The 23,211-nt window shown below is 69.3% G+C and carries 24 protein-coding genes; 7 read left to right on the top strand and 17 right to left on the bottom strand.

Annotation, left to right across the window (positions count from 1 at the left end; all coding sequences use genetic code 11):
* Positions 1–11 precede the first annotated feature (11 nt).
* From pspA to pgsA, 3 genes are all read right to left on the bottom strand, one after another.
* The gene (gene pspA / locus A5764_RS12320) at positions 12–836 is read right to left on the bottom strand and encodes a phage shock protein PspA (RefSeq protein WP_067113697.1); all 825 of its coding nucleotides are present in this window, start codon (positions 834–836) and stop codon (positions 12–14) included.
* A gap of 104 nt (positions 837–940) precedes the next feature.
* Positions 941–1,279, bottom strand: a complete 339-nt coding sequence (gene clgR / locus A5764_RS12315; protein ID WP_067113695.1) for a transcriptional regulator ClgR — start codon at positions 1,277–1,279, stop codon at positions 941–943.
* A 123-nt stretch (positions 1,280–1,402) separates the two neighbouring features.
* Complete coding sequence (gene pgsA, locus A5764_RS12310) at positions 1,403–1,966, bottom strand: CDP-diacylglycerol--glycerol-3-phosphate 3-phosphatidyltransferase (RefSeq protein WP_197501342.1); 564 nt, start codon at positions 1,964–1,966, stop codon at positions 1,403–1,405.
* 84 nt (positions 1,967–2,050) lie between these two features.
* Here pgsA and A5764_RS12305 point away from each other — a divergent pair, with 84 nt between their 5' ends.
* The gene (locus A5764_RS12305; protein WP_156664639.1) at positions 2,051–2,575 is read left to right on the top strand and encodes an amino-acid N-acetyltransferase; all 525 of its coding nucleotides are present in this window, start codon (positions 2,051–2,053) and stop codon (positions 2,573–2,575) included.
* Between the two features lie 70 nt (positions 2,576–2,645).
* Here the strand turns inward: A5764_RS12305 and A5764_RS12300 are convergent, their stop codons facing one another.
* Positions 2,646–5,150, bottom strand: a complete 2,505-nt coding sequence (locus tag A5764_RS12300) for a DNA translocase FtsK (RefSeq protein WP_067113692.1) — start codon at positions 5,148–5,150, stop codon at positions 2,646–2,648.
* A gap of 157 nt (positions 5,151–5,307) precedes the next feature.
* On the opposite strand from A5764_RS12300, the gene A5764_RS12295 reads away from it, so the two are divergent.
* The 3 genes from A5764_RS12295 to A5764_RS12285 are packed head-to-tail and all read left to right on the top strand — an operon-like array spanning position 5,308 to position 7,319.
* A complete protein-coding gene (locus tag A5764_RS12295; RefSeq protein ID WP_067113690.1) occupies positions 5,308–5,622 on the top strand; it encodes a putative quinol monooxygenase in 315 nt (104 codons plus the stop codon).
* Entirely contained in the window at positions 5,619–6,443 is an 825-nt protein-coding gene (locus A5764_RS12290) for a mycofactocin-coupled SDR family oxidoreductase (RefSeq protein ID WP_156664646.1), read from the top strand. The genes A5764_RS12295 and A5764_RS12290 overlap by 4 nt, the downstream gene beginning before the upstream one ends.
* 3 nt (positions 6,444–6,446) lie before the next feature.
* The gene (locus tag A5764_RS12285; protein WP_067113686.1) at positions 6,447–7,319 is read left to right on the top strand and encodes an SAM-dependent methyltransferase; all 873 of its coding nucleotides are present in this window, start codon (positions 6,447–6,449) and stop codon (positions 7,317–7,319) included.
* Between the two features lie 96 nt (positions 7,320–7,415).
* Here the strand turns inward: A5764_RS12285 and A5764_RS12280 are convergent, their stop codons facing one another.
* From A5764_RS12280 to A5764_RS12240, 9 genes are all read right to left on the bottom strand, one after another.
* Positions 7,416–9,092 (bottom strand): ribonuclease J, encoded by a 1,677-nt coding sequence (locus tag A5764_RS12280; protein WP_067113684.1) that lies wholly within the window; start codon positions 9,090–9,092, stop codon positions 7,416–7,418.
* A gap of 19 nt (positions 9,093–9,111) precedes the next feature.
* Positions 9,112–10,014, bottom strand: a complete 903-nt coding sequence (gene dapA, locus A5764_RS12275) for a 4-hydroxy-tetrahydrodipicolinate synthase (protein ID WP_067113776.1) — start codon at positions 10,012–10,014, stop codon at positions 9,112–9,114.
* Positions 10,015–10,135: 121 nt separating this feature from the next.
* Positions 10,136–10,888 carry an FAD-dependent thymidylate synthase gene (thyX, locus tag A5764_RS12270; RefSeq protein WP_067113774.1) on the bottom strand — a complete coding sequence of 251 codons (753 nt, stop codon included), beginning with the start codon at positions 10,886–10,888 and terminating at the stop codon, positions 10,136–10,138.
* 5 nt (positions 10,889–10,893) lie between these two features.
* Positions 10,894–11,958 carry a restriction endonuclease subunit S gene (locus A5764_RS12265; protein ID WP_067113682.1) on the bottom strand — a complete coding sequence of 355 codons (1,065 nt, stop codon included), beginning with the start codon at positions 11,956–11,958 and terminating at the stop codon, positions 10,894–10,896.
* Positions 11,955–13,337 carry a type I restriction-modification system subunit M gene (locus A5764_RS12260; protein ID WP_067113680.1) on the bottom strand — a complete coding sequence of 461 codons (1,383 nt, stop codon included), beginning with the start codon at positions 13,335–13,337 and terminating at the stop codon, positions 11,955–11,957. The genes A5764_RS12265 and A5764_RS12260 overlap by 4 nt, the downstream gene beginning before the upstream one ends.
* On the bottom strand, positions 13,337–14,569 hold the full coding sequence (locus tag A5764_RS12255) for a winged helix-turn-helix domain-containing protein (RefSeq protein WP_067113772.1): 1,233 nt from the start codon (positions 14,567–14,569) through the stop codon (positions 13,337–13,339). The genes A5764_RS12260 and A5764_RS12255 overlap by 1 nt, the downstream gene beginning before the upstream one ends.
* A 33-nt stretch (positions 14,570–14,602) precedes the next feature.
* Positions 14,603–15,304: a cell division protein DivIVA gene (locus tag A5764_RS12250; protein WP_067113678.1), complete on the bottom strand. Its 702-nt coding sequence runs from the start codon at positions 15,302–15,304 to the stop codon at positions 14,603–14,605.
* Positions 15,305–15,393: 89 nt separating this feature from the next.
* Positions 15,394–15,888: a dihydrofolate reductase gene (locus A5764_RS12245; protein ID WP_067113675.1), complete on the bottom strand. Its 495-nt coding sequence runs from the start codon at positions 15,886–15,888 to the stop codon at positions 15,394–15,396.
* Between the two features lie 49 nt (positions 15,889–15,937).
* Positions 15,938–16,738, bottom strand: a complete 801-nt coding sequence (locus A5764_RS12240; RefSeq protein WP_067113672.1) for a thymidylate synthase — start codon at positions 16,736–16,738, stop codon at positions 15,938–15,940.
* Positions 16,739–16,779: 41 nt separating this feature from the next.
* Here A5764_RS12240 and A5764_RS12235 point away from each other — a divergent pair, with 41 nt between their 5' ends.
* Entirely contained in the window at positions 16,780–17,520 is a 741-nt protein-coding gene (locus tag A5764_RS12235) for a dienelactone hydrolase family protein (protein ID WP_067113669.1), read from the top strand.
* Here the strand turns inward: A5764_RS12235 and A5764_RS12230 are convergent.
* Complete coding sequence (locus A5764_RS12230; protein ID WP_067113667.1) at positions 17,509–18,735, bottom strand: glycosyltransferase; 1,227 nt, start codon at positions 18,733–18,735, stop codon at positions 17,509–17,511. The two genes, A5764_RS12235 and A5764_RS12230, sit on opposite strands and share 12 nt — an antisense overlap.
* 582 nt (positions 18,736–19,317) lie before the next feature.
* On the opposite strand from A5764_RS12230, the gene A5764_RS12225 reads away from it, so the two are divergent.
* Positions 19,318–19,731 (top strand): PAS domain S-box protein, encoded by a 414-nt coding sequence (locus tag A5764_RS12225; protein WP_067113664.1) that lies wholly within the window; start codon positions 19,318–19,320, stop codon positions 19,729–19,731.
* Here the strand turns inward: A5764_RS12225 and A5764_RS12220 are convergent.
* The 3 genes from A5764_RS12220 to A5764_RS12210 are packed head-to-tail and all read right to left on the bottom strand — an operon-like array spanning position 19,686 to position 22,746.
* Positions 19,686–20,777, bottom strand: a complete 1,092-nt coding sequence (locus A5764_RS12220) for an acyl-CoA dehydrogenase family protein (protein WP_067113661.1) — start codon at positions 20,775–20,777, stop codon at positions 19,686–19,688. The two genes, A5764_RS12225 and A5764_RS12220, sit on opposite strands and share 46 nt — an antisense overlap.
* On the bottom strand, positions 20,774–21,967 hold the full coding sequence (locus tag A5764_RS12215) for an acyl-CoA dehydrogenase family protein (RefSeq protein WP_067113658.1): 1,194 nt from the start codon (positions 21,965–21,967) through the stop codon (positions 20,774–20,776). Before A5764_RS12215 ends, A5764_RS12220 begins: the two co-directional genes overlap by 4 nt.
* Positions 21,967–22,746, bottom strand: a complete 780-nt coding sequence (locus A5764_RS12210) for an SDR family oxidoreductase (protein WP_067113655.1) — start codon at positions 22,744–22,746, stop codon at positions 21,967–21,969. The genes A5764_RS12215 and A5764_RS12210 overlap by 1 nt, the downstream gene beginning before the upstream one ends.
* A gap of 133 nt (positions 22,747–22,879) precedes the next feature.
* Here A5764_RS12210 and A5764_RS27440 point away from each other — a divergent pair, with 133 nt between their 5' ends.
* The gene (locus tag A5764_RS27440) at positions 22,880–23,209 is read left to right on the top strand and encodes a PE-PGRS family protein (protein ID WP_082951664.1); all 330 of its coding nucleotides are present in this window, start codon (positions 22,880–22,882) and stop codon (positions 23,207–23,209) included.
* Positions 23,210–23,211: the final 2 nt, after the last annotated feature.

Raw genomic sequence — 23,211 nt, 5'->3', positions numbered from 1 at the left:
AGTCCGCGGCGTTACTGGCCAAGCGGCTTCTCCGCGGCGGGCCCACCGGTGGTCTCGGCGGGCGCCGGCGTGGCCGGGGCGGCCCCGGGAGTGGTCCCGCCGGCCGGCAGCGCCTCACCGCGCATCGACGCGCGGATCTGTTCCAGCCGCGAATGACCGGCCATCTGAACGCCGGCCTGTTGCACCTCGAGCATGCGGCCCTGCACCGACCCCTGGGCGAGCTCGGCCGAGCCGATGGCGTTGGCGTAGCGGCGCTCGATCTTGTCGCGCACCTCGTCGAGGCTCGGCGTGTTGCCCGGCGCGGCGATCTCGCTCATCGAGCGCAGCGACGCGCTGACCTGTTCCTGCATCTTGGCCTGCTCGAGCTGGCTGAGCAGCTTGGTGCGCTCGGCGACCTTCTGCTGCAACACCATCGAGTTCTGCTCGACGGCCTTCTTGGCCTGCTGCGCCGCCGACAGCGCCTGGTCGTGCAGGGTCTTGAGGTCTTCGACGCTCTGCTCGGCCGTGACCAGCTGGGCCGCGAACGCCTCGGCGGCGTTGTTGTACTCGGCAGCCTTGGCCGCGTCGCCCGCGGCGGTGGCCTGGTCGGCCAGCGCCAGCGCTTGGCGCACATTGACCTGCAGCTTTTCGATGTCGGCCAGCTGGCGGTTGAGCCGCATCTCCAGCTGGCGCTGGTTGCCGATCACCTGCGCGGCCTGCTGGGTCAGCGCCTGGTGCTGGCGCTGCGCTTCCTCGATGGCCTGCTGGATCTGCACCTTCGGGTCGGCGTGCTCGTCAATCTTGGCGTTGAACAGCGCCATGAGGTATTTCCACGCTTTGACGAACGGATTGGCCATCGGTTAGCTCCACCTTCGCTTCTGTGTATGCCGGACAAGCGCCCTGCCGCTCAATTTAGTGGGTCGGCGCCGATCGCCCCACCCTTTGCGCGCGATCGCGGCGTTCAGGCCAGCGCCAGCGATGCCACCGGCGGGATGACGACCTTGGTGCTGGCGTCGATGCTGGTTCCGCCCGGCGCGGCGGCCGACGCGCTGTAGGCCGCGCGCTCCTCGCCGGCCATCCGCTCGCCGGCGTCGGTCAGGACCTCCGACAGCGGCACCGCCAGCGCGTCACAGATCGCGTTGAGCAGCTCGCTGGATGGCTCCTTGCGGCCGCGCTCGACCTCCGACAGATACCCGAGGCTCACCCGCGCCGAATCCGACACCTCGCGCAGCGTCCGGCCTTGCGTCGTGCGGGCCTGGCGTAACACGTCGCCGATGACCTCGCGCATCAATGGCGGCATCCTGCTCTCCTTCGTCCGGTCAGCCCTGCCCAGCACGTCGGGGTCGCCCGGGAAAATCCGGGAACCCCGATCAGCAGGCACTCATCTAAGTGAACGCCGGCGCCGGTCGCGTTGGTTCCCGCCTCAGCGGGTCGTCTGGCGAACTTCGCGGACGGTCGAGGCGACGTAGTCGATGCCGGTGACCACCGTCAGCACGATGGCTGCCCCCATCACCACGGACGCGAGCACCAGGAACGGCCCCGAATGCGGCAGCACGAACAGGCCGATCGCCACCGCCTGGACGACGGTCTTGAGCTTGCCGCCCCAACTCGCGGGGATGACGCCGCGCCGTATCACCGCCAGTCGCAGCAGGGTCACCACCACCTCGCGGGTCATGATCACCACGGTGACCCACCACGGCAGGTCGCCCAGCATCGACAGGCCGATCAGCGCCGACCCGATCAGCGCCTTGTCCGCGATCGGGTCGACGAACGCGCCGAATTCGGTTGCCATCCCGTAGTTTCGGGCCAGCAGACCGTCGAACCGGTCGGTGATGCAAGCAACGGCGAAAATCACGAAAGCCACTAGGCGAGCGACGATTTGGTGACCGTCACCGGTGAACAGGGCGACCAGGAATACCGGGACCAGCATCAACCGCAGCAGGGTCAGGACGTTCGCGAGATTGGCGATGCGGGCACGCCCCACCATCGGACCCGTTTGCGGCTGCCCCGACACCGCCTCAGAATAGCCGGTTGACCAGCGCACCCCCGCGCGTTGCCGATACTGTTACCCGTGACCCAAAGCTCACGGGACCACCCGCCGGTGGTCCGGCGCGCGCGAACATCCGACGTCCCCGCGATCAAGCAACTCGTCGACACCTATGCGGGGCGGATCCTTTTGGAAAAGAACCTCGTCACGCTGTATGAGGCCGTCCAGGAATTCTGGGTGGCCGAGCACCCCGACATCCCGGGCCGGGTCGTCGGCTGCGGGGCGCTGCACGTGTTGTGGGCCGACCTTGGCGAGATCCGCACCGTCGCGGTCGACCCGGCGATGACCGGCCACGGCATCGGCCACGCGATCGTCAACCGGCTGCTGGAGGTCGCCCGCGAGCTGGCGCTGCAGCGGGTGTTCGTGTTGACGTTCGAGACGGAGTTCTTCACCAAGCACGGGTTCACCGAGATCGAGGGCACGCCCGTCACGGCCGAGGTGTACGAGGAGATGTGCCGCTCCTACGACATCGGTGTGGCCGAATTCCTGGACCTGAGCTACGTAAAGCCCAACATCCTGGGCAACTCCCGGATGCTATTGGTGCTCTAGGCGGGAAACGCCGAACGTGTACTGATCGCGAAACTTCCGCCGATTTTTCGCGGTGAATGCACGTTCGGCGCTATTCGGGGTCGCCGCCGCCGGCGTCGCCACCACCCCGAATCAAAGCCAGGGTTCCGGCCAGCTCGTCGGGCTTGACCAGCACCTCGCGCGCCTTGGACCCCTCGCTGGGCCCGACGATGCCGCGGGTCTCCATCAGGTCCATCAGCCGGCCGGCCTTGGCGAAGCCCACCCGCAGCTTGCGCTGCAGCATCGACGTCGAGCCGAATTGGCTGGACACCACCAGCTCGACGGCCTGCAGGAAGACGTCCATGTCGTCGCCGATGTCGGGGTCGACGTCGGTGCGTTCGCCGGTGGGCTTCGCGGCGGTGACGCCCTCGGTGTATTCGGGTTCGGCCTGGTCCTTGCAGGCGTTGACGACGGCGTGGATCTCGTCGTCGGTGATGTAGGCCCCCTGCAACCGGACGGGCTTGCTCGCCCCCATCGGCAGGAACAGGCCGTCGCCCATGCCGATCAGCTTTTCCGCGCCGGCCTGGTCCAGGATCACCCGGCTGTCGGTGAGCGACGACGTGGCAAACGCCAGCCGCGACGGCACGTTGGTCTTGATCAGCCCCGTGACGACGTCGACCGACGGGCGCTGGGTGGCCAGCACCAGGTGGATGCCGGCGGCGCGGGCCTTCTGGGTGATCCGCACGATGGCGTCCTCGACGTCGCGGGGCGCGGTCATCATCAGGTCGGCCAGCTCGTCGACGATGGCCACCACGTAGGGGTAGGGCCGGTACTCGCGCTGGCTGCCCAGCGGCGCGGTGATGGCACCGGACCGCACCTTGGCGTTGAAGTCGTCGATGTGGCGCACCCGGGAGGCCTGCATGTCCTGGTAGCGCTGCTCCATCTCGTCGACGAGCCACGCCAGCGCGGCCGCGGCCTTCTTCGGCTGGGTGATGATCGGCGTGATCAGGTGCGGAATGCCCTCATACGGCGTCAGTTCCACCATCTTGGGGTCGATCAGGATCATCCTGACCTCCTCCGGGGTGGCCCGCGCCAGCAGCGACACCAGCATCGAGTTGACGAAGCTCGACTTGCCGGATCCGGTCGACCCGGCGACCAGCAGGTGCGGCATCTTGGCCAGGTTGGCCGAGATGAAATCGCCCTCGATGTCCTTGCCCAGCCCGATCACCAGCGGGTGGTGGTCGCGGCGCGTCGACGACGCGGTGAGCACATCGGCCAGCCGCACCATCTCCCGGTCGGTGTTGGGCACCTCGATGCCGACGGCGGACTTGCCGGGGATCGGGGCCAGCATCCGGACGCTCTCGGTCGCCACCGCGTAGGCGATGTTCTTCTGCAGCGCGGTGATCTTCTCCACCTTGACGCCCGGCCCCAGCTCGACCTCGTACCGGGTGACGGTCGGGCCCCGGGTGCAGCCGGTGACGGCCGCGTCGACCTTGAACTGGTTGAGCACCTCGCTGATCGCGTCGGCCATGACGGTGTTGGCGGCGCTGCGCTTCTTCGGCGGGTCCCCCGCCACCAGCAGGCTCATCGACGGCAGCGTGTAGGGGCCCTCGACGACCCGGTCCAGCTCCTCGTGTTTGACCTTAGGCGTGCCCGCTTTGCCGCGCCGGCGGCCGACGGCGGGTTCGGGAACGGTCGGCACGTCGTCGTCGGCCACGGCGCTGGCCGACGGCCAGGCGGCCGGGGCGTCGTCGAGGGGCGCGTCGTAGTAGCCGTCGGAGAAGTCCTCCGGCACCACCTCCTCGGTGTCGGCGTCATCGCCCGCGTAGTCGGCAGGGCCGTCATAGCCGTCATAGCCGTCCTCGGCCTCGTCGTCGTGGTACAGCCGCGTGCCGAACATGGCCCGCACCACGTCGGGAACCTCGCGGATCGTCGTCCCGGTCAGCAACAGCAGTCCGAACATGAAGCCGATGAACAGCAGCGGGGCGGCGATCCACGGCGTCAACCCGTCCGCGAGCGGGCCGCCGATGGCAAAGCCGACGAATCCCGCGGCGCGGCGCCGCAATTCGGGCGCCTCGGGCGAACCCGACCACAGGTGGCGCAGGCCGAGGACCGACAGGGCGACCAGGGTCCCGCCCAGGATCAGCCGGGGCCGCGCGTCGGGATCGGGCTGAGTGCGCATCAACACCACCGCCACCACGGCGGCGACCACCGGCAGCGCCAGCACGGCCGAGCCGATGAAGGTCCGCAGCACCGTGTCGACCCACGCGCCGACCGGCCGTGCGGCGTCGAACCACGAGCTCGCGGCGACGACCACGGACACGCCGAGCAGGACCAGCGCGATCCCGTCGCGGCGGTGCCCGGGGTCGATGTCGCGGGCGCGCCCGATCGACCGGGCCGCGCCGCCGGTGCCCCTGGCCGCCATCAGCCAGGTGGCGCGCATGGCGCGGCCGCACGCCAGCCCGGCGCCGACCAGCAGCGGCCGGTTGCGGCGTTTGGCGGGCCTGCTCGCCTTCTTGCGGGGCGCTGCTGGCCGCGAACTTCGGGGCCCGCCGCGCGAAGTGGCCTTTGACCTGCTCGTTCGGTTTCCGGAGCGGGCGGCGGTCTTACTCGGCATGAGGGCAAGGGTAGTCGCAAAGCCATCATCTACACCACCCGCCACACTGGTAACGACCGCCTAGTGCGCGGGGTGATGTGCTGCCCGTGAGTAGGGTGGCAACCGGTGATGCACGTCATGCCGTCACCCATCCCCTGAGCGCCCAGGAGGCCCTAGCATGCCCGTCGTTGTCGTCGCCACCATGACCGTCAAACCCGAATCGGTCGACGCCGTCCGTGAGATCCTCACCACCGCGGTCGGCGAAGTGCACGAGGAGCCCGGCTGCCAGCTGTACTCCCTGCACCAAACGGGCGAGACCTTCGTCTTCGTCGAGCAATGGGCCGATCCCGAAGCGCTCAAGGCCCACAGCACCGCGCCCGCGATCACCAAGCTGTTCCAGGCCGCCGGCGAGCACCTGGCCGGCGCGCCGGACATCAAGATGCTGGAGCCGGTTCCCGCGGGCGACCCGGACAAGGGGCAGCTGCGCGCCTGATGGGCGTACCTTTAGAGGGCAAAGTCGCGTTCGTCACCGGGGCCGCGCGCGGCCAGGGTCGCGCCCACGCGGTCCGGCTGGCCGCCGACGGCGCGAGTGTGATCGCGGTCGACCTGTGCGAGCAGATCGCCAGCGTCCCCTATCCCCTGGCCACACCTGAGGACCTGGCGGCCACCGTCAAGCTCGTCGAGGACACCGGCTCGCGGATCGTGGCCAAGCAGGGCGACGTGCGCGATCCCGCGTCGCTGTCGGCGGCGCTGCAGGCGGGCCTCGACGAGTTCGGCCGGCTCGACATCGTGGTGGCCAACGCCGGGATCGCGCCCATGCAGTCGGGCGGCGACGGCTGGCGCGACGTCATCGACGTCAACCTCACCGGCGTGTTCCACACCGTGGAGGCCGCGACACCGACGATGGTCGCCCAGGGCGCCGGCGGATCGATCGTGCTGATCAGCTCGGCGGCGGGCCTGGCCGGCATCGGCAGCGCCGACGCCGGCTCGATCGGGTATGCGGCGGCCAAGCACGGGCTGGTCGGGCTGATGCGCGTTTACGCGAATTTGCTTGCCCGGCACAGTATTCGGGTCAACTCGATTCATCCCGCAGGCGTGGACACACCGATGATCAACAACGAGTTCACCCGGGCCTGGTTGGCGCAACTTGTCGCCGAATCCGAATCGCCGCCGGACATGGGCAACGCGCTGCCGGTGCAGGTCATGCAACCCGACGACATCGCCAACGCGGTGGCGTGGCTGGTGTCCGACCAGGCCCGCTACATCACCGGCATCGCCCTGCCGGTCGATGCGGGCTTCCTGAACAAGAAGTAGCTCATGGCGCGAAATTCCGTGGCACAGACCGCATTTGGACCCATGGTGTTGGCGGCCGTGGAACGAAACGAACCCCCGGGGCGCCGGCTGGTCGACGACGACCTCGCCGAGCTGTTCTTGCCCGCTCCGTTGCGATTGCTCGTCGGCGCGACGCGGTGGGCCCCGGCGCGCCGCCTCATGATCCGGGGATCGGAGTTCACCGGTCCCGGGCTGTGGGCGAATTTGGCCTGCCGCAAGCGCTTCATCGACGACAAGCTCGACGCGGCGCTCGATGACGTCAACGCGGTGGTGATCCTGGGCGCGGGCCTCGACACGCTCGGCTATCGGTTGACGCGGCGAGTCCGGATGCCGGTCTTCGAGGTGGACCTGCCGGTCAACATCGCCATGAAGGCCAAAACGGTGCGCCGGGTGCTCGGTGAGCCACCGCTTTCGGTGCGCTGGGTGGCGCTGGACTTCGAACGCGACGACCTGCTCACCTCGTTGGCCGAGCAAGGCTATCGCACCGATTACCGGGCCTTCTTTATCTGCGAGGGCGTGACCCAGTACCTCACTGAAGACGGTGTGCGGCGAACCCTGGAGGGGCTGCGCGCGGCGGCGCCGGGCAGCAGGTTCGTGTTCACCTACGTCCGCCGCGACTTCATCGATGGCAGCAATCGGTATGGCACCCGGACCCTGTATCGCAACGTCCGCCAGCGCAGCCAGCTATGGCGATTCGGCCTCGAACCCGACGAGGTCGCCGGGTTCATCGCCGAATACGGCTGGCGGCTGGTGGAGCAGGCCGGTCCCGACGACCTGATGCGGCGCTACGTGGCGCCCACCGGCCGCACGCTCAAGGCCTCCGACCTGGAATGGTCGGCTTACGCCGAAAAGATCTAGCGGCGCGCCTAGCGGCCACCGCGGGTCCACGACACAGAAACGGTTGCGAAGACACGCCGAGAAGCGTCGCAGCGGGTTATGTCTGGCGAACGCGCTTCAGATCTCGATGACCGTCGGCACGATCATCGGTTGGCGGCGATAGGCTTCGCCGACCCACTTGCCGATGGCCCGGCGCACACCCTGGGCGATGCGGGCCGGGTCGGTCACGTTGTTGGCGACCAGCTGATCCAGCTCCGCCTCGACCTTGCGCACCGCGGGCTCGAGCGCCTTGGGGTCCTCGGAGAACCCCCGCGAGAGCAACTGCGGCGCGGCGGCCGGGCGCCCGGTGCCGCGGTGCACCACCACGGTCACCGCCACGAAACCCTCCGACAAGATGAGCCGCTCGCCGAGCGTGATATCGCCGACGTCGCCGGTGATCAGCCCGTCGACAAACATCTTGCCGACCGGCACGGCCCCGGCGATGGAGGCCTTGCCCGCGACCAGGTCGACGCTGACGCCGTTCTCGGCCACCAGGATTGACTCCTCGGGCACCCCGGCGCGCGCCGCCAGCTTGGCGTTGGCGCGCAGCATCCGCCAGGTGCCGTGCACCGGCATCACGTTGCGCGGCCGTACCCCGTTGTAGAGGAACAGCAGCTCGCCGGCGTAGGCGTGGCCCGAAACATGAACGCGCACTTGCTGGTTGGTCACGACGCGGGCGCCGATCTTGGCCAGCGAGTCGATGACCCCGTACACCGCTTCCTCGTTGCCGGGTATCAGCGAGGACGACAGGATCACCAGGTCCTCCGACGTTAGCGTGATGCTGCGGTGCTCGCCGCGCGACATCCGGGACAACGCCGACATCGGCTCGCCCTGGGTGCCGGTGGTGATCAGCACCACCCGCTCGGGCGGCATCATCTCGGCGGCGGAGATGTCGACCAGGTCGGCGTCGCCGACCCGCAGGAAGCCCAGTTCCCGGGCGATGCCCATGTTGCGCACCATCGATCGCCCGACGAACGCGACCCGCCGGCCCAATGCCACCGCGGCGTCGATGATCTGCTGCACCCGGTCGACGTTGGAGGCGAAGCACGCCACGAGGACGCGGCCGTCGGCGCCGCGGATCAGCCGGTGCAACGTCGGGCCCACCTCGCTTTCGGAGGGCCCGACACCGGGGATCTCGGAATTGGTTGAGTCGCACAGGAACAGGTCCACGCCCGCGTCCCCGAGCCGGGACATGCCGGGCAGGTCGGTCGGCCGGCCGTCGAGCGGAAGCTGGTCGAGCTTGATGTCGCCGGTGTGCAAGACGGTGCCCGCGCCGGTGCGGACCGCGATGGCCAGCGCATCGGGGATGGAGTGGTTGACGGCGAAGTACTGACATTGGAACACGCCGTGCGTGCTGTGCTGCCCCTCGCCGACCTCGACGAAGACCGGCTTGATGCGGTGCTCGCGGCATTTGGCGGCAACCAGGGCCAGAGTGAATTTGGAACCGACGACCGGGATGTCGGGCCGCAGCCTGAGCAGGAACGGGATGGCCCCGATGTGGTCCTCGTGCGCGTGGGTCAGCACCAGCGCTTCGACGTCGTCGAGCCGGTCCTCGATGTGGCGCAGGTCCGGCAGGATCAGGTCGACGCCCGGTTCGTCGTGCGTGGGGAACATCACCCCGCAGTCGATGATGAGCAGCCGGCCCAAGTGCTCGAAAACGGTCATGTTGCGGCCGATTTCGCTGATGCCGCCCAGCGCGGTGACCCGCAACCCGCCCGGAGCCAGGGGAACCGGTGGGGCCAGGTCTACATCCACTGTCGGGCCACCCTTTCGGTCACCGAAGGACGGAGGCCGCGCGCATGTCGGCGGCCAGCGCGTCGGTCTGCTCGGGGCTGGCCGGCACCTGCGGCAGCCGGGGATCGCCTGCGTCGATGCCCTGCAGGCGCAGGCCCGCCTTCGACATGGTCACCCCGCCGAGGCGGGCCATCGCGTTGCACAACGGGGCGAGGCCGACATTGATCTTGCGCGCGGTGGCGATGTCCCCGGACGCGAAGGCGGACAACAGCTCTCGCAGCTGACCCGCGGCCAGGTGCGAGATCACGCTGACGAAGCCGGTGGCGCCCATCGCCAGCCAGGGCAGGTTCAGCGCGTCGTCGCCCGAGTAGTAGGCCAGCCCGGTCTCGGCCATGATCTGCCCACCGCTGTGCAGGTCGCCCTTGGCGTCCTTGATGCCGACGATGTTCGGGTGGGCGGCCAGCGTGCGGATGGTGTCGGGCTGGATCGGTATCACCGAGCGCGGCGGGATGTCGTAGAGCAGCACCGGCAGGTCGGTGGAGTCGGCGACGGCGGTGAAATGCGCGACCAGCCCGGCCTGGGGCGGCTTCGAGTAATACGGCGTGACCACCAGCAGCCCGTCCGCGCCCTCGGCCGCGCAGGCCTTGGCCAGCCGGACGCTGTGGGCGGTGTCGTAGGTGCCGGCGCCGGCGATGACGTGGGCCCGGTCGCCGACCGACTCCAGTACGACGCGCAGCAGCTCGAGCTTCTCGTCGTCGGTGGTGGTCGGCGACTCGCCGGTGGTTCCCGAGATCACCAGGCCGTCGCAACCCGCGTCCACCAGGTGGTTCGCCAGTTGCGCGGCGGCGGCGGTGTCCAGGGAGCCATCGGCGCCAAACGGTGTCACCATCGCGGTTAGCAGGGTTCCCAACCGTGCGGGGACGTCGAATCCGACGGTGCTCACGGTGTTCAGGTTACCTGGCGGCACCAACGGCATTCCGCACCCGCGCGAGCGCGCGTGTTTGTGCGGCGACACGCCGTCACGGCCGTACATCCGCGCACCTTCGCGGCCAAAGAACGAGCCCTCAGGCTTCGGTGGCCAGCGGGCTGGTGGCGACCTCGGTGCCGTCGGCCAGGGTGGAGATCTCGAAGTCGGCGAACACCGCGGGTGCCACGCCGACCAGCTGGCGCAGGCACTCGATGGCCAGCCGCCGGATTTCCACATCGGCGTGCTCGCTGGCCCGCATGGCGATGAAGTGCCGCCACGCGCGGTAGTTCCCGGTCACGACGATGCGGGTTTCGGTGGCGTTGGGCAGCACCGCCCGCGCGGCCTGGCGCGCCTGCTTGCGCCGCAGAACCGCGCTCGGTTCGCCGGCGAACTTGGCCTCCAGCCTGGCCAGCAGCTCGGTGTAGGTGGCGCGGCTGGCGTCGGCGGCAGCGGTCAGGATCTGCCGCAGCTCGGGGTCGTCGTCCAGGCCCGGCGGGACGACGACCTGCGAATCCCCCTCCGGCACATAGCGCTGGGAGAGCTGCGAGTAGGAGAAATGCCGGTGCCGGATCAGCTCGTGGGTGCATGAGCGCGAGATGCCGGTGATGTAGAACGACGCGCTCGCGTGTTCGAGCACCGAAAAGTGTCCCACGTCGATGATGTGCTTGAGGTAGCCGGCGTTGGTCGCGGTCTTGGGATTGGGCTTTGACCAGCTCTGATAGCAGGCCCGACCGGCGAACTCGACCAGCGCCGACCCGCCGTCGGCGTCGGTCGTCCACGGCACGTCCGGGGGCGCCAGGAAGTCGGTCTTCGCGATCAGTTGCACGCGCAGCGGCGCGGTCTCGGCCACGGCGATCACCCTAGCCCGGCGACCACACGGGCCTTTTCCGACATCAACAGCGGCAACACCGCGTCGCGGAAGGCGGCCAACCGCGCGCATTCCTCGCGCCGCGCGTGGCACAGCTCTCCCAGGCCGGTGATCGTCCGCGCCGCCGCGGGCGCCAGGCGCCGCACATCGCGGACGCGAAGCTCCAGCAGGTCACCCGGCCGGATCCGCTGGTGGCTGCCCGACGTCCCGGCCACCCGCTGGCGCAGGGTCGCCGTGACCTCGGGCTGCCGCAGCGCCGACCACAAGGCCGAGGTGTCGACGCCGACCGGGGTCAGCACCACGAACTCGGTGCTGGCCACCGCCATGCGCGACGGCAGGCCCACCACATTCCAGATCCGCGGGATGCGCGGGTTCAGCTTCGCGAACAGCACGCACGGCCCCGGCAAAGCGAACTTGCCGCTCTTCACCGATCCGGCGGCAACGAACCGGGGGCTGGCACCGTCGTCGAACGCGGGCAGGCTGAAGTGGGCGACCACGTCGTCGAACTCCTGCGGGCGCAGAAACGCCGTCGACCGAGCGGCCAGGCTGGACAGCGGCGCAAACGAGGCGACCGACTCGGCGATGGCGACCATCAACCTCTCGGCGGCGGCGATCACGCGGTCGTTGGCCGCTATTTTGTCGTCGAGGGCGCCGAGCAATTCGGCGATCCGGCGGCGTTCGCCCGCGGCGACCGCGCACACCGACACGTCACGCAGGATTCGCTGATTGAGCAGCGGCTGTCCCGATCCCGCCCGGTGGCCACCGAGGCCGCAGGTGTGCAGCACGTAGTACCAGAACCGCGTCTCGTGCTGATCCTTGGCCCGGCAGACGAGCGCGTTGTCGGTGACCCAGACATCGTCGTCGCAATACCGCAGGCTGCCGCAATACGATCCGACGCGGCCGAGGACGATCAGCGGGCCGTTGGCGTTGGGTCGTGCCGCATGGCCGATCACGCCGTTGGCGCCGTAGACCTGAACGTCCCCGCCCGACGCCCGCGCCGGCAGGCTGCTGCCGTTGGCGAAGTCGAGGAAATCGCCCAGCCTGGCCGTCATCGCAGGCGTCCCACCTGGTCGCGCACCACCGTGTCCAGTCGCGCCGATTCGTCGAGCGCGGCCAGCAGGTCCTCGGTCAGCCGGGCGATCTTCTCGCCGGCCGGCTCCCCGTCGTCGTCGGCGGCGGGCGGACCCACATACCGTCCCGGGGTCAGGGTGTAGCCGGCGTCGCGGATGTCGTCCAGCGATGCCGATTTGCAGAATCCCGGAACCTCTTGGTAGCTAAGGCCTTTGGCGGTGGCCGAGGCCGACCCGCACCACGCGTGGTAGGTGTCACCGATGCGAACGACGTCCTCGTCGCTCAGCGCGCGCTCTGCTCGATCCACCAGGTGGCCGAACCCGCGGGCGTCGATGAACAGCACCTGCCCGGACCGGTTCCCCTTGTCGGCCGCAAAGAACCACAGGCACACCGGAATCGACGTGCTGCGAAACAGCTGGACGGGCAGCGCAACCATGCACGACACCAGGTCCGCGTCGACGATCCGCGCCCGAATGTCGCCTTCCCCGCCCGCGTTCGACGACAGGGAGCCGTTGGCCATCACCACGCCGGCCTTGCCCCCCGGGGCCAGCTTGGACAGGATGTGCTGAATCCAGGCGAAGTTCGCATTGCCGGCGGGCGGAATGCCGAAGCGCCACCGCGGGTCTCGCGTGTCGCGGGCCCAATCCTTGATGTTGAAGGGCGGATTGGCCATCACGTAGTCCATCTCGATGCCGGCGTGGTGGTCGCAGGCGAACGTGTCGCCCCACCGCTGGCCCAGGCCCGCATCGTCGATGCCATGGACGGCGAGGTTCATCTTGGCCATCCGCCAGGTCTGCTCGACGCTTTCCTGGCCGTAGATCGTCACTTTGGCGGGATCGCCGTCGTGCTCGGCGATGAATTGCCCGGTCCGCACGAACATTCCGCCCGAGCCGCAACACGGGTCGTAGACCCGCCCGCCGGAGGGTTCGAGCACCTCGACGATCACCCGCACGACGCTGGGCGGGGTGAAGAATTCGCCGCCGCGGCGCCCCTCGGCGCGGGCGAAGTTGCCCAGGAAGTACTCGTACGCCTCGCCCATCAGGTCCCGCGCGCGCCGACCGGTCCGCCCGCCGAACGGCGCGCCGTCGAGCAGTTGCACCAGCTCACCGAGCCGGCGCCGGTCAAGGTTCTCGTACAGCCGCGGCAGCGCCGCGGCCTGCATCGCTTCGTCGACGAGCCGGCCGATGTCCGGTGATTCGGCGTTGTCCGCCAACAGTTTCCACCGCGGCTCGGCGGCGTGTTTGAGGAACAGCAGCCCGAGGATGACGTCCTTGTACTGGCCGGCCGACAGCGACCCGCGCAGCTTTTCGGCCGCCTTCCACAGCGTGGCCTTGAGCTCTTTGGTCGTCGACGGCTCCATCAGCCGGCCCGCTTGGCGGCCGCGCGCAGCTCCCCGGCCAAATCGCCACGGGCGGATACGCTGAAGCCACCCAGCCCCAGCCAGGACGCCATGGACTCCAGCTCGCCGGCCAGCGCCGTGGCCACCCGTGGCCGCGAGGGGTGGCCCGCATCCTGTGCCTCACCGAACGCGCCCAGCACCCGCAGCGAGTTGCCGGCGCGGTCGGCCTTGAGGTCGACCCGCGCCACCAGCCGGCCATCCATCAGCAGCGGCCACACGTAATAGCCGTACTGGCGCTTGGCGGCCGGGGTGTAGATCTCGATGCGGTAATGAAAGTTGAACAGCCGCTCCACCCGGGGACGGAAGAAGATCAACGGGTCGAACGGACACAGCAGCGCGGTGCCACGGTCGCGGCGCGGCACCGCACGGCCGGGCCGCAGGTACGCCGGCGCGGACCACCCGTCGACGTCGACCCGCTCGATCTCGCCGGCGGCCAGCAGCTCGGCGACGGCCGGCTTGACCTGCTGCGCCGACAGGCGAAAGTAGTCGCGGATGTCGGCCTCGGTGCCCACGCCCAGCGCGGTGACGGCCCGCAGCGTGAGCTCGCGGATTGCCTCGTCGTCGTCGACCTCGCGGGCCAGCACGCCGGCCGGCAGCACCCGTCCCACCAGGTCGTAGTGGCGGGCGAAGCCGACCCGGGTGGCGGTGGTGAGCGCGCCGGAGGCGAACAGCGCCTCGGCCACCCATTTGGTGTCGCTGCGGCTCCACCACCTGCCCTTTTTACGCCGCGGCTCGGCCGCCAGATGCGCCTCGATCTGCCCGGCGGTGCTGGGGCCCAGCTCGGCGACCGCGGCGAGGATGTCCTCGGCGAGTTGCGGGTTGGCCTTGACGATGTGGGTGCCCCAGCGGCCATGACGGTATTGGCGCATCCGCCAGCGCAGCAACGGCCAGTCGTCGACGGCCATCAGCGCGGCCTCGTGCGCCCAGTACTCGGCCAACAGCCGCGACGAGCGCGGGCCCCACGCGGCGCGGTCCAGCACGTCGCGGTCGTAGGGACCCAGCCGGCTGAACACCGGCGCGTAGTGGGCCCGCACCACCACCGACACCGAATCCAGTTGCAGCACTTGGATTCTCGAGATCAGCCGCTTCAGGTGAGCGCGGGTGATCGGGCCGCCCGGCCGCGGCTCGCTAAACCCTTGTGCCGCAACGGCTAAACGCCGCGCCTGATCGGCGGTTAGCGCGGGATTCCCGATCGGCACGGCGCCGAGAATACCGGTCGTTCGGGCTTAGCCGGTGCTGACTCTCTCGTCCAGCGGCACCAAGACGCTCGCCTCCGGCGAATTCTTTTGTTCCTGGTATGCCGACGAGAGAGCGGCCGGAACGCTTTCGAGGTCGCGGTATACGCCCGCCAGCTGCTCCAAGATCCTGATTCGCTGGCCGATGGCCTCGTCCGCCGCCCGCTGGGCCTGGTCGCGGTAATGATCGGCCTCCCGGCGAGCCTCCAGCCACGCCTCATCGATCGCCCGCTGCGTTTCCGCGCGCATGCCGGCCAGTTCGGCGTCGATGTTTTTCTTCCGTTCCTCGTACTCGGTTTCCAGGGCTTGTCGCTGCGCGACCATGTCCGCCATCTGCTCTTCGTGCTTTCGCCGGGAGTCCTCGGCCTCGGCCTCGGCCGCCGCGATCAGCGCATCCGCCTCGGCCCGCGCCTCGGCCTGCATCTGGGAAACCTCGTCGACCGCACGCCGCAGCATGTTCGCCATCCGCAGCTGCACCGCGTGCGGCGAGGGCGAGGTGTCTGTGAGGACGGCGACCTCCTTGCGCAGCGCGGCTGCTTCGTCGCCGACTTGCGTCAGGCGCGCCTCGAGGCTCTTGACGTCGTCGAGCAGCAATCGCTGCTTGGCGGTCAAAACCTCGATGTGCGCGTCAACCGCGGCCGGTTCGTAGCCCCTGAACACGCGAGAGAACGTCTTCGCGGGTTCGGTTATCACTGGTAATTCCCCCCTCCTGGAATCGCCTGGTAGGCCTGCTGAGTCCGACCCCGAGTACCGAGTATGTCAGCTCATGGCGTCGGCGCCGATCAGAGCGTCGGCAGCCGCGAGTAGGTGTGGAAGCGGTACCGCAGCCCCGTGCGGCTGGCCTGCCACTCCCCCGTGACGCCCACCCACTCCTCGTCGAGCACCGGTGCCAGCGCGTCGCCGTCGTCGCGCGGTAGGTCGATGTCGACCTCGGTGACCTCGCAACGCGTGGCCAGCGGCAGCGCGAGCAGGTAGATCTGCTCGCCGCCGATCACCCACGTCTCGGGCTCGGTCAGGGTTTGCTCGAGTGAACCGACCACCTCCGCCCCGTCGGCCACGTAGTCGGTGTTGCGGGACAGCACGACATTCCTGCGGCCCGGCAACGGCCGAACCCTAGGCGGCAGCGACTCCCACGTCAGCCGGCCCATCACCACGGTGTGGCCCATCGTCACCTGCTTGAAGCGGGCGAGATCCTCGGGCACCCGCCACGGGATGTCGCCGCCGCGACCGATCACGCCCGAGCTCGACTGAGCCCACACCAGGCCCACCGTGCTCAAGGGCGCCGCCCCTCCTCATTGCTTCGCTCTGCATCGTCGCCGGTGCGTGTCATACAGCGACGGGCGCTTTGATCGCCGGATGCGGGTCGTAGTTCTTCACGACGACATCCTCGTAGGTGTAGTCGAAGATTGAATCCCTTTGGGCCAGATAGAGTTCCGGGTAGGGCCGCGGGTCGCGGTGCAGCTGCTGGCGCACCTGCTCGACGTGGTTGTCGTAGATGTGGCAGTCCCCGCCCGTCCAGACGAACTCGCCCACCCCAAGACCGGCCTGGGCGGCCATCATGTGGGTGAGCAGCGCGTAGCTCGCGATGTTGAACGGCACACCGAGGAACAGGTCGGCGCTGCGCTGGTAGAGCTGACAGCTCAGCCGACCGTCGGCCACGTAGAACTGGAAGAACGCGTGACACGGCGGCAGCGCCATCCGCGGGATGTCGCTGACGTTCCACGCCGACACGATGATGCGCCGCGAGTCCGGATCGGTGCGCAGCAAGTCCAGTGCCGCGCTGATCTGGTCGACGTGTTCCCCCGTCGGCGTCGGCCATGATCGCCACTGCACGCCGTAGATCGGTCCGAGATCGCCTGTCTCGCTGGCCCATTCGTCCCAGATGGTGACCCCGTGCTCGTGCAGCCAGGCGACGTTGGAGTCGCCGCGCAAGAACCACAGCAACTCGTAGACCACCGATTTGAAATGCACCTTTTTGGTGGTCAGCAGCGGGAAGCCGGCCGACAGGTCGTAGCGCAACTGCTGGCCGAACAGGCTGCGGGTGCCGGTGCCGGTGCGGTCGGATTTGGCCGCGCCCCGCTCGAGCACCACGCGCAAAAGGTCCTCGTAGGGCGTCGGGATGGGCACGCGGCCAGCTTAGCTCCGGGCTCCGGGAGTAGAACGGTGCCATGCCCAAAATCACCGACAGCGTCACCACTCCCGACGGCTCGTGTCCCGTCCGCCTGTTCACCCCCGAAGGTCCTGGCCCCTGGCCCGGCGTGATCATGTATCCCGATGCCGGCGGCGTGCGCGACACCTTCGACCAGATGGCCGCCAAGCTGGCCGGATTCGGCTACGCGGTGCTGCTGCCCGACGTGTACTACCGCAGCGGCGACTGGGCCCCGTTCGACATGGCCAGCGTGTTCGGCGACGAGAAGGAACGCAGTCGGCTTTTCTCGATGATCGGCGGCATCACGCCGGACAAGATGGCCGCCGACGCCGGCGCCTCCTTCGACTACCTGGCCGCGCGCCCCGAGGTGTCCGGGGACCGCTTCGGCGTCTGCGGCTACTGCATGGGCGGGCGGACCTCGTTGGTGGTGGCCGGGCGCGTTCCGGAGCGGGTCGCCGCCGCGGCGTCGTTCCACGGCGGCGGGCTGGTGACCGATACCGCCGATAGCCCGCACCTGCTGGCCGACCGGATGACCGCCACGGTGTATGTCGGGGGCGCCGAAAACGACGCGTCGTTCACGCCCGACCACGCCGAGCAGCTGGACAAGGCGCTGACGGCGGCCGGCGTGCCGCACACGATCGAGTGGTATTCGGCGGGCCACGGATTCGCGGTCCCCGACAACGGGCCCTACGACCCCGCCGCCGCCGAACGTCACTGGAGGGCGATGACGGAGGTCTTCGGTTCGGCGCTACCGCGCTGAGCCGACGGCCTCTAGGAGCAGCTTGGCGGCCACCTCGGCCCCGTCGGTGCGGACCTTGCCGGACACGGCGTTCGCCTCGGCGCGGGTCTCGGCGGCCAGGGTGACCTCGAGCGCGGCCGACAGGGATTCGACGGCGGCGGTGCGACCGTCGTATGCGGTCCCGACGCCCAGCTCGGCCACCCGCCGGGCCCAGTACAGCTGGTCGGCCCCCTGGGGCACCACCACCTGGGGCGCGCCCGCCAGGGCAGCGGTGGTGGTCGTGCCGGCGCCGCCGTGGTGCACGACGGCCGCGACGCGCCGGAAGAGCCTTTGCTGGTTGACCTCGCCGACGGCGAAGCAGTCGTCTCCGTCGTCCATCGGCGCGAGGCCGGCCCACCCCTGCAAGAGCAGCACGCGGCGGCCCTGCGCGCGGATCGCCTCGATGGCCACCCGGGCGATGTCCTTCGAGGCGCTCAGCGGCATGCTGCCGAAGCCCAGGTACACGGGCGCGGTGCCGTCGTCCAGGAACGCCAGCAACCCGGCCGGCAGCGGGCGTTCGTCCGGCAGCAGCCACGCGCCGGTTTGGACCACGCGAAGGTCCGCCGGCTCCTGCCATGGGCCCAGGGTCGGGTCCGTTGCCAGCCACGGGTGGTCGGTGAACGCGTGGTCGCGGACGTTGTCCACCGGCGGCAGGCCGATCGAGGCCCGGTGACCATTGAGGGTCTCGCCGAACAGCGCGTTCGCGTTCTGGGCGTCGAGGTCCCACAGCACCCGGTTGTCAACCAGGTGCAGTGGCAGCGGCGAGCTCCAGAACGACCGCGGCGGGTGGTGGGGCGATGGCAGGTCGGTCGGGTGGTAGCTCGCGTATACGTAACCGATGCCCAGCTGTTCGGCCACCGACCGCGCCCCGGCCGCGGCCGGCAGCAGGCCGGTCGCCACCAGGGCATCGCATCCCTCGGCCGCCGCGGCCACCGTGTCGAACTGCGCGGCGATCAACTCGTCCACGTGCCGGCGCAGGTCCGCCTCCGACGGAGGGGTCGCCGCGGTCGTCATCGCGCGCACCGACTCGCCGAAGGGCACGAGCGGCACGCCGACGCCGGCCGCCCGCTGGGCGAACTCCTCGTCCGGCGGCGCGCACACCCGCACCTCGGCGCCCAGCGCCCGCAACTGGACGGCGAGCCCCACCAGCGGTTCGACACCCCCGCGCGAGTCGTATGTCGACAACAACACACGCATTCGCTACACCCATTTCCCGCGGCGCCGAGTCGGCGCGTCGTTTCGGGCAGCATAGGACCGCAAGGCAAGCCAGCCGCGTGTCGCCGGGTGCGCGCTAGCTGGAGTTAGCGAAGCAACGACGGCGGAGTTGCTGCCGCGGCGCGGTAACGCGCCCGAGTTCGCCGGGGCGGCGGATCGCGGGGCCATCGCCGCTGGTTTGCGCCCGGCGACGCCGGCTGCATGCGACGACCCAAAAGTTAGCGACGGTCCGTTTTCAATGTTTGCTGCGACGGAGTGGGCCGCCGCACGACATCGAGCCAAGCGCACGCTCAGCTAATAGACCGTACCCGAGAAACATGGGCGATGCAGTGCAAGGCCGCCTGAAATAATTGCGCATATGGCAAATAGCTAATACAGGTTGCGAACCGTGGACTTATTACTACACTTGCCATAACATTTGCTGTGAGCGCGTTTAGAAGAAGTGAGCTTGCCGCAATCATGGCGGGGCGCCAGGACGGGAGACCCGTGATAACACAGATTCCGACGGGTGTCGACGGTCGACCAACAGAGCGCCGTCGCCCCAGGCCAGCGGGCCAGCTGCCGATGGATGAACTGCAGCAGATGCCCGCGCTGGTCCTCTTGGAACGATTACCGGCACCTGCCCTGGCGGTCGACCGTGCCGGAACCATCCTTTTCGCCAATCGCTCGTTTTGCGACATGGTCGGCTATTCCTGCGACGAGGTGCTATCGATTAATTTCGCCGACGTTTTTTATCGCCCGCCCGACGACGACCGTTGGGTCGCGCTGGTGGGAAAGGGCGCCCAGCGGCTCGTCGAGTTACGGCACAAATGCGGCCACTCGGTATGGGCCAGCATGAGCAAGTCGGCGATGCACCGCCGTGACGACACCGTCGCCCTGGTCACCTTCCTCGACCGCACCGAAGAACTCTGGCTCAATGCCGTCGACTCCGATCACGAGACCGGCAGGTCCACCAACTCCGCCAACTGGGCGCGGTGACGATAGGCGGTGCCGAGGGCCAACTGGTCGCTCTTGGCCCGCTTGAGGTAGAGGTGTGCCGGATATTCCCAGGTCATTCCGATGCCGCCATGGAGCTGGACGCACTCCTCGGCGGCGTGCACCGTGATGCCGCTGCAATAGGCCTGGGCAATGGCGGCCGCGGTGGCCGCTTCGGCGTCGTCGCCACGGGCGCAGGTGTCGGCGGCGTATCGGGCGACCGCCGCCGCCGCGCTGACCTCGAACCACAGATCCGCCAGGCGGTGCTTGATCGCCTGGTATGAGCCGATCACGCGGCCGAACTGCTTGCGCTGCTTGGCATAGGCGAGCGTGGTGTCCAAACACCACTGCGCCACGCCGAGTTGCTCGGATGCGAGCAGCGCCGCCGCCGTCCGCAGCGCTTCGCCGATCGGGCCGTCCGCCGGCCCGACCCACGACGACGCCACGCCCGAAAACCGCACGTGGGCAAGGGGTCTAGTCATGTCCAGCGCCAGCACCGGCGACACCTCCAGGCCGTCCGCGCTCCGCGACACGGTGTGCAGTTCAAGTCCCTCTGGGCCGGTGACCGGCACCACGAGCACGTCGGCTTCGCCGGCGCCCGCGACGCTGGTGACCGCTCCGGTCAGGCCGTCGGGGCCGATACCGACCCCGGCGACCGGGTCGGCCGGCGCGGTGGACAGCGGCACCGCCAGCGCCGCGGTCAGCCCGCCCCGGGCCAGCGCGGACACCGTCTCGGTGTCACCGGCGCGCAGCAGCGCGACGGTCGCCAGGACCGCGCTGGACAAGAACGGCACCGGTGCGACGGCGCGCCCGATCTCCTCCATGACGACCGCGGCCTCCCGGGCGCCGGCACCGGCCCCGCCGAGCGACTCGGGCACCAGCAGGCCCGCCACGCCCAGCTCGGCGGCCAGTGTCTGCCAGACGCCCGAAAAGTCTTGCGGCTCGGGGTCATAGGCCCGGATCACCGATTCCGGTGGGCAGCGGTCGGCGAACAGGTGACGAACGCTGTCGCGCAACGCCTCCTCGGTGTCGGAGTACAGCAAGTTCATCGGTTCAGGTCCTTCCAGGCGACGTCCTTGTCGACGCGGTGTTCGCCCGGCAGGCCGAGAACCCGCTCGGAGATGGTGTTGCGCAAGATCTCCGAGGTGCCGCCCTCGATGGAGTTGCCGCGTGCCCGCAAGTAGCGGTATCCGGGCTCGCGCCCGACCAGGTCGACGAGTTCGGTCCTGCGCATAGTCCAGTCGTCGTAGTGCAGCCCCGATTCGGCATGCAGCTCGATGTCAAAGCCCGAAATGGCTTGCGCCAACTGAGCGAAAGCTACCTTCATACCGGCACCTTCCGGTCCGGGCTGGCCGCTGACCGCCTGCTGTCTGAGCCGTTCGCCCGCCAGCCGAAGGACCTCTGCCTCGACCCACAGCCGCATCAGCTCGTCGTGCATCGCGGGGCTGCGCAGCACCGGCTCATTCCGCCAGGCCTCGGTGATCTTGCCGATGATCCCGCCCTCGCGTGGAACGCCGGCGCGGGAACCGATGGCGACCCGCTCGTTGTTCAGCGTGGTGGTCGCAACCCGCCAGCCGCTGCCTTCCGGGCCGAGCCGATTGGCATCGGGCACCCGGACGTCGGTGAGAAATACCTCGTTGAACTCCGCCTCGCCAGTGATCTGGCGCAGCGGCCGCACTTCGACGCCGGGTAGCGTCATATCGCACAAAAAGTACGTCAGGCCGGCGTGTTTGGGCACCGTCGGGTCGGTGCGGGCGACCAGAATGGCCATCTGCGCGTGCTGGGCCATCGACGTCCACACCTTCTGCCCATTGACGATCCAGTCATCGCCGTCGCGGACGGCGCGGGTGGCCACCCCGGCCAGGTCCGAGCCCGCGCCCGGCTCGCTGAACAACTGGCAGTAGATCTGCTCGCCGGTGAACAAGGGGCGCAGGAACTTTTGCTTCTGGTCGTCGGTGCCGAACGCCGCGATCGTCGGCGCCGCCATGCCCATGCCGATGAAGTTCTTGACGGTTCCGCCCACCGGCGCACCGGCGGCGGCAAGCCGGGAATCGACCAGTTCCTGGGCCTTTCTCGGCAGGCCCAGCCCGCCGAAACCGCGCGGCAGATGCACCCAGGCCAGGCCCGCATCATATTGCGCGCCAAGGAATCCCCGAGGGTCGGCGGTGGCCGGGTCGCGCCGATCCAGCAGGGCCTGCACCCGCGCCATGAGGTCGGCCGCGAAACCGTCGGAACTCATCAGGTGTCCTCGGGCCGGACCTGAAAGCCCTGTGCGGGGCCGAGCAGCAGACCGCCGTCGATGACCATCGTCTCTCCGGTGATCCAGCTGGCCGCGTCGGACACCAGAAAGGCGACCGCGGCCGCCACGTCGGCCGGCTCGCCGATGCGCCCGAGCGCGATCGTGGCCGCCAGCGGGTCTTCGTGGTCCTTCCACAGCGCCTCGGCCAGCCGGGTGCGCACCACCCCGGGCGCGATGGCGTTGACCCGGACGCGCGGCGAAAGTTCCAGCGCCAGTTGCTTGGTGACGTGGATCAGCGCGGCTTTGGTGGCGTTGTACATGCCCATGGCCGGAGACTGGTGCAAGCCGCCGATGGAGGCGGTGTTCACGATCGCGCCGCCCTGCTCGCCCATCCATGACTTGACGACCAGCGAGGTCCACAGCAGCGGGGCCCACAGGTTGACGTCGAAGATCTTGGTGAAGCGGGCGTGATCCTGGTCGATCAGGGGGCCGTATGCCGGATTGGTTCCGGCGTTGTTGACCAGGATGTCGACGCTGCCGAAGCGCTCCAGCGTCAGATCCACGCAGCGCCGCGCGGCGTCCTCGTCCACCGCGTGGGCGCCGACCCCGACCGCATTCTCGCCGACCTGCGCCGCGGCCTCGTCGGCCGCTTCCTGCTTGCGGGCGGTGAGCACCACGTTGGCGCCTGCGGCTGCCAACTGTTGCGAGATGGCCAGCCCGATTCCGCGCGAGGCGCCGGTGATGATCGCGGTGCGCCCGGTCAAGTCCAGTGAGGTCATTTCGGTATGCCTTCTGTAGCGTCGGTGGCCGGACTGCGCCTTGGAGGGCGCCTTGCGCCCAAGAATTTCTCAACCGATGTTTGGACACGTGTGTACGTGGTATTTGACACGCATGCTAGCCAAATTAACCCTCATGAAACCACTGGTGGTGGCCGGGGCTGTTGCTGCGGCTATCGCCGCCGCCCCAACGGCCGCCGCCGATGTTTTTGCGGCCGGTCCAGCGATGAACACGCCCGCGCCCACGCACGTTGTCTTCAAGGACGACCCGGGCGGCGGTGGCTGCGACGCCAACGGCAATTGCGGCTCCGGCGGCCAGAACAACGGCCCCGGCGGCGGGCCGGGCGGGCAAGGCTGCGTGCCAGGCGTCGGCTGCGGCTCCGGCGGCCAGTTCGCCGGCCCCGGCGGCGTTCCCGGCGGCACAGGATGCCTGCCGGGCGTCGGTTGCGGTTCCGGTCACGGGTAAAC

Origin of the sequence: Mycobacterium sp. 852002-51057_SCH5723018 (assembly GCF_001667035.1) — a bacterium.
GTDB lineage: Bacteria > Actinomycetota > Actinomycetes > Mycobacteriales > Mycobacteriaceae > Mycobacterium.
The sequence above is the reverse complement of the archived record's forward strand: the minus strand, read 5'-3'. Positions and strand labels throughout refer to the sequence as shown.

What these genes read in the sequence shown, in the direction of transcription:
- A5764_RS12235 (WP_067113669.1), top strand. Translation starts at nt 16,780, where the DNA reads ATGCCCAAAATCACCGACAGCGTCACCACTCCCGACGGCTCGTGTCCC.
- A5764_RS12215 (WP_067113658.1), bottom strand. Translation starts at nt 21,967, where the DNA reads ATGAGTTCCGACGGTTTCGCGGCCGACCTCATGGCGCGGGTGCAGGCC.
- A5764_RS12285 (WP_067113686.1), top strand. Translation starts at nt 6,447, where the DNA reads ATGGCGCGAAATTCCGTGGCACAGACCGCATTTGGACCCATGGTGTTG.
- A5764_RS27440 (WP_082951664.1), top strand. Translation starts at nt 22,880, where the DNA reads ATGAAACCACTGGTGGTGGCCGGGGCTGTTGCTGCGGCTATCGCCGCC.
- A5764_RS12225 (WP_067113664.1), top strand. Translation starts at nt 19,318, where the DNA reads ATGGATGAACTGCAGCAGATGCCCGCGCTGGTCCTCTTGGAACGATTA.
- A5764_RS12265 (WP_067113682.1), bottom strand. Translation starts at nt 11,958, where the DNA reads ATGACGGCCAGGCTGGGCGATTTCCTCGACTTCGCCAACGGCAGCAGC.
- A5764_RS12230 (WP_067113667.1), bottom strand. Translation starts at nt 18,735, where the DNA reads ATGCGTGTGTTGTTGTCGACATACGACTCGCGCGGGGGTGTCGAACCG.
- A5764_RS12295 (WP_067113690.1), top strand. Translation starts at nt 5,308, where the DNA reads ATGCCCGTCGTTGTCGTCGCCACCATGACCGTCAAACCCGAATCGGTC.
- pgsA (WP_197501342.1), bottom strand. Translation starts at nt 1,966, where the DNA reads ATGGTGGGGCGTGCCCGCATCGCCAATCTCGCGAACGTCCTGACCCTG.
- A5764_RS12220 (WP_067113661.1), bottom strand. Translation starts at nt 20,777, where the DNA reads ATGAACTTGCTGTACTCCGACACCGAGGAGGCGTTGCGCGACAGCGTT.
- A5764_RS12260 (WP_067113680.1), bottom strand. Translation starts at nt 13,337, where the DNA reads ATGGAGCCGTCGACGACCAAAGAGCTCAAGGCCACGCTGTGGAAGGCG.
- A5764_RS12210 (WP_067113655.1), bottom strand. Translation starts at nt 22,746, where the DNA reads ATGACCTCACTGGACTTGACCGGGCGCACCGCGATCATCACCGGCGCC.
- pspA (WP_067113697.1), bottom strand. Translation starts at nt 836, where the DNA reads ATGGCCAATCCGTTCGTCAAAGCGTGGAAATACCTCATGGCGCTGTTC.
- clgR (WP_067113695.1), bottom strand. Translation starts at nt 1,279, where the DNA reads ATGCCGCCATTGATGCGCGAGGTCATCGGCGACGTGTTACGCCAGGCC.
- A5764_RS12300 (WP_067113692.1), bottom strand. Translation starts at nt 5,150, where the DNA reads ATGCCGAGTAAGACCGCCGCCCGCTCCGGAAACCGAACGAGCAGGTCA.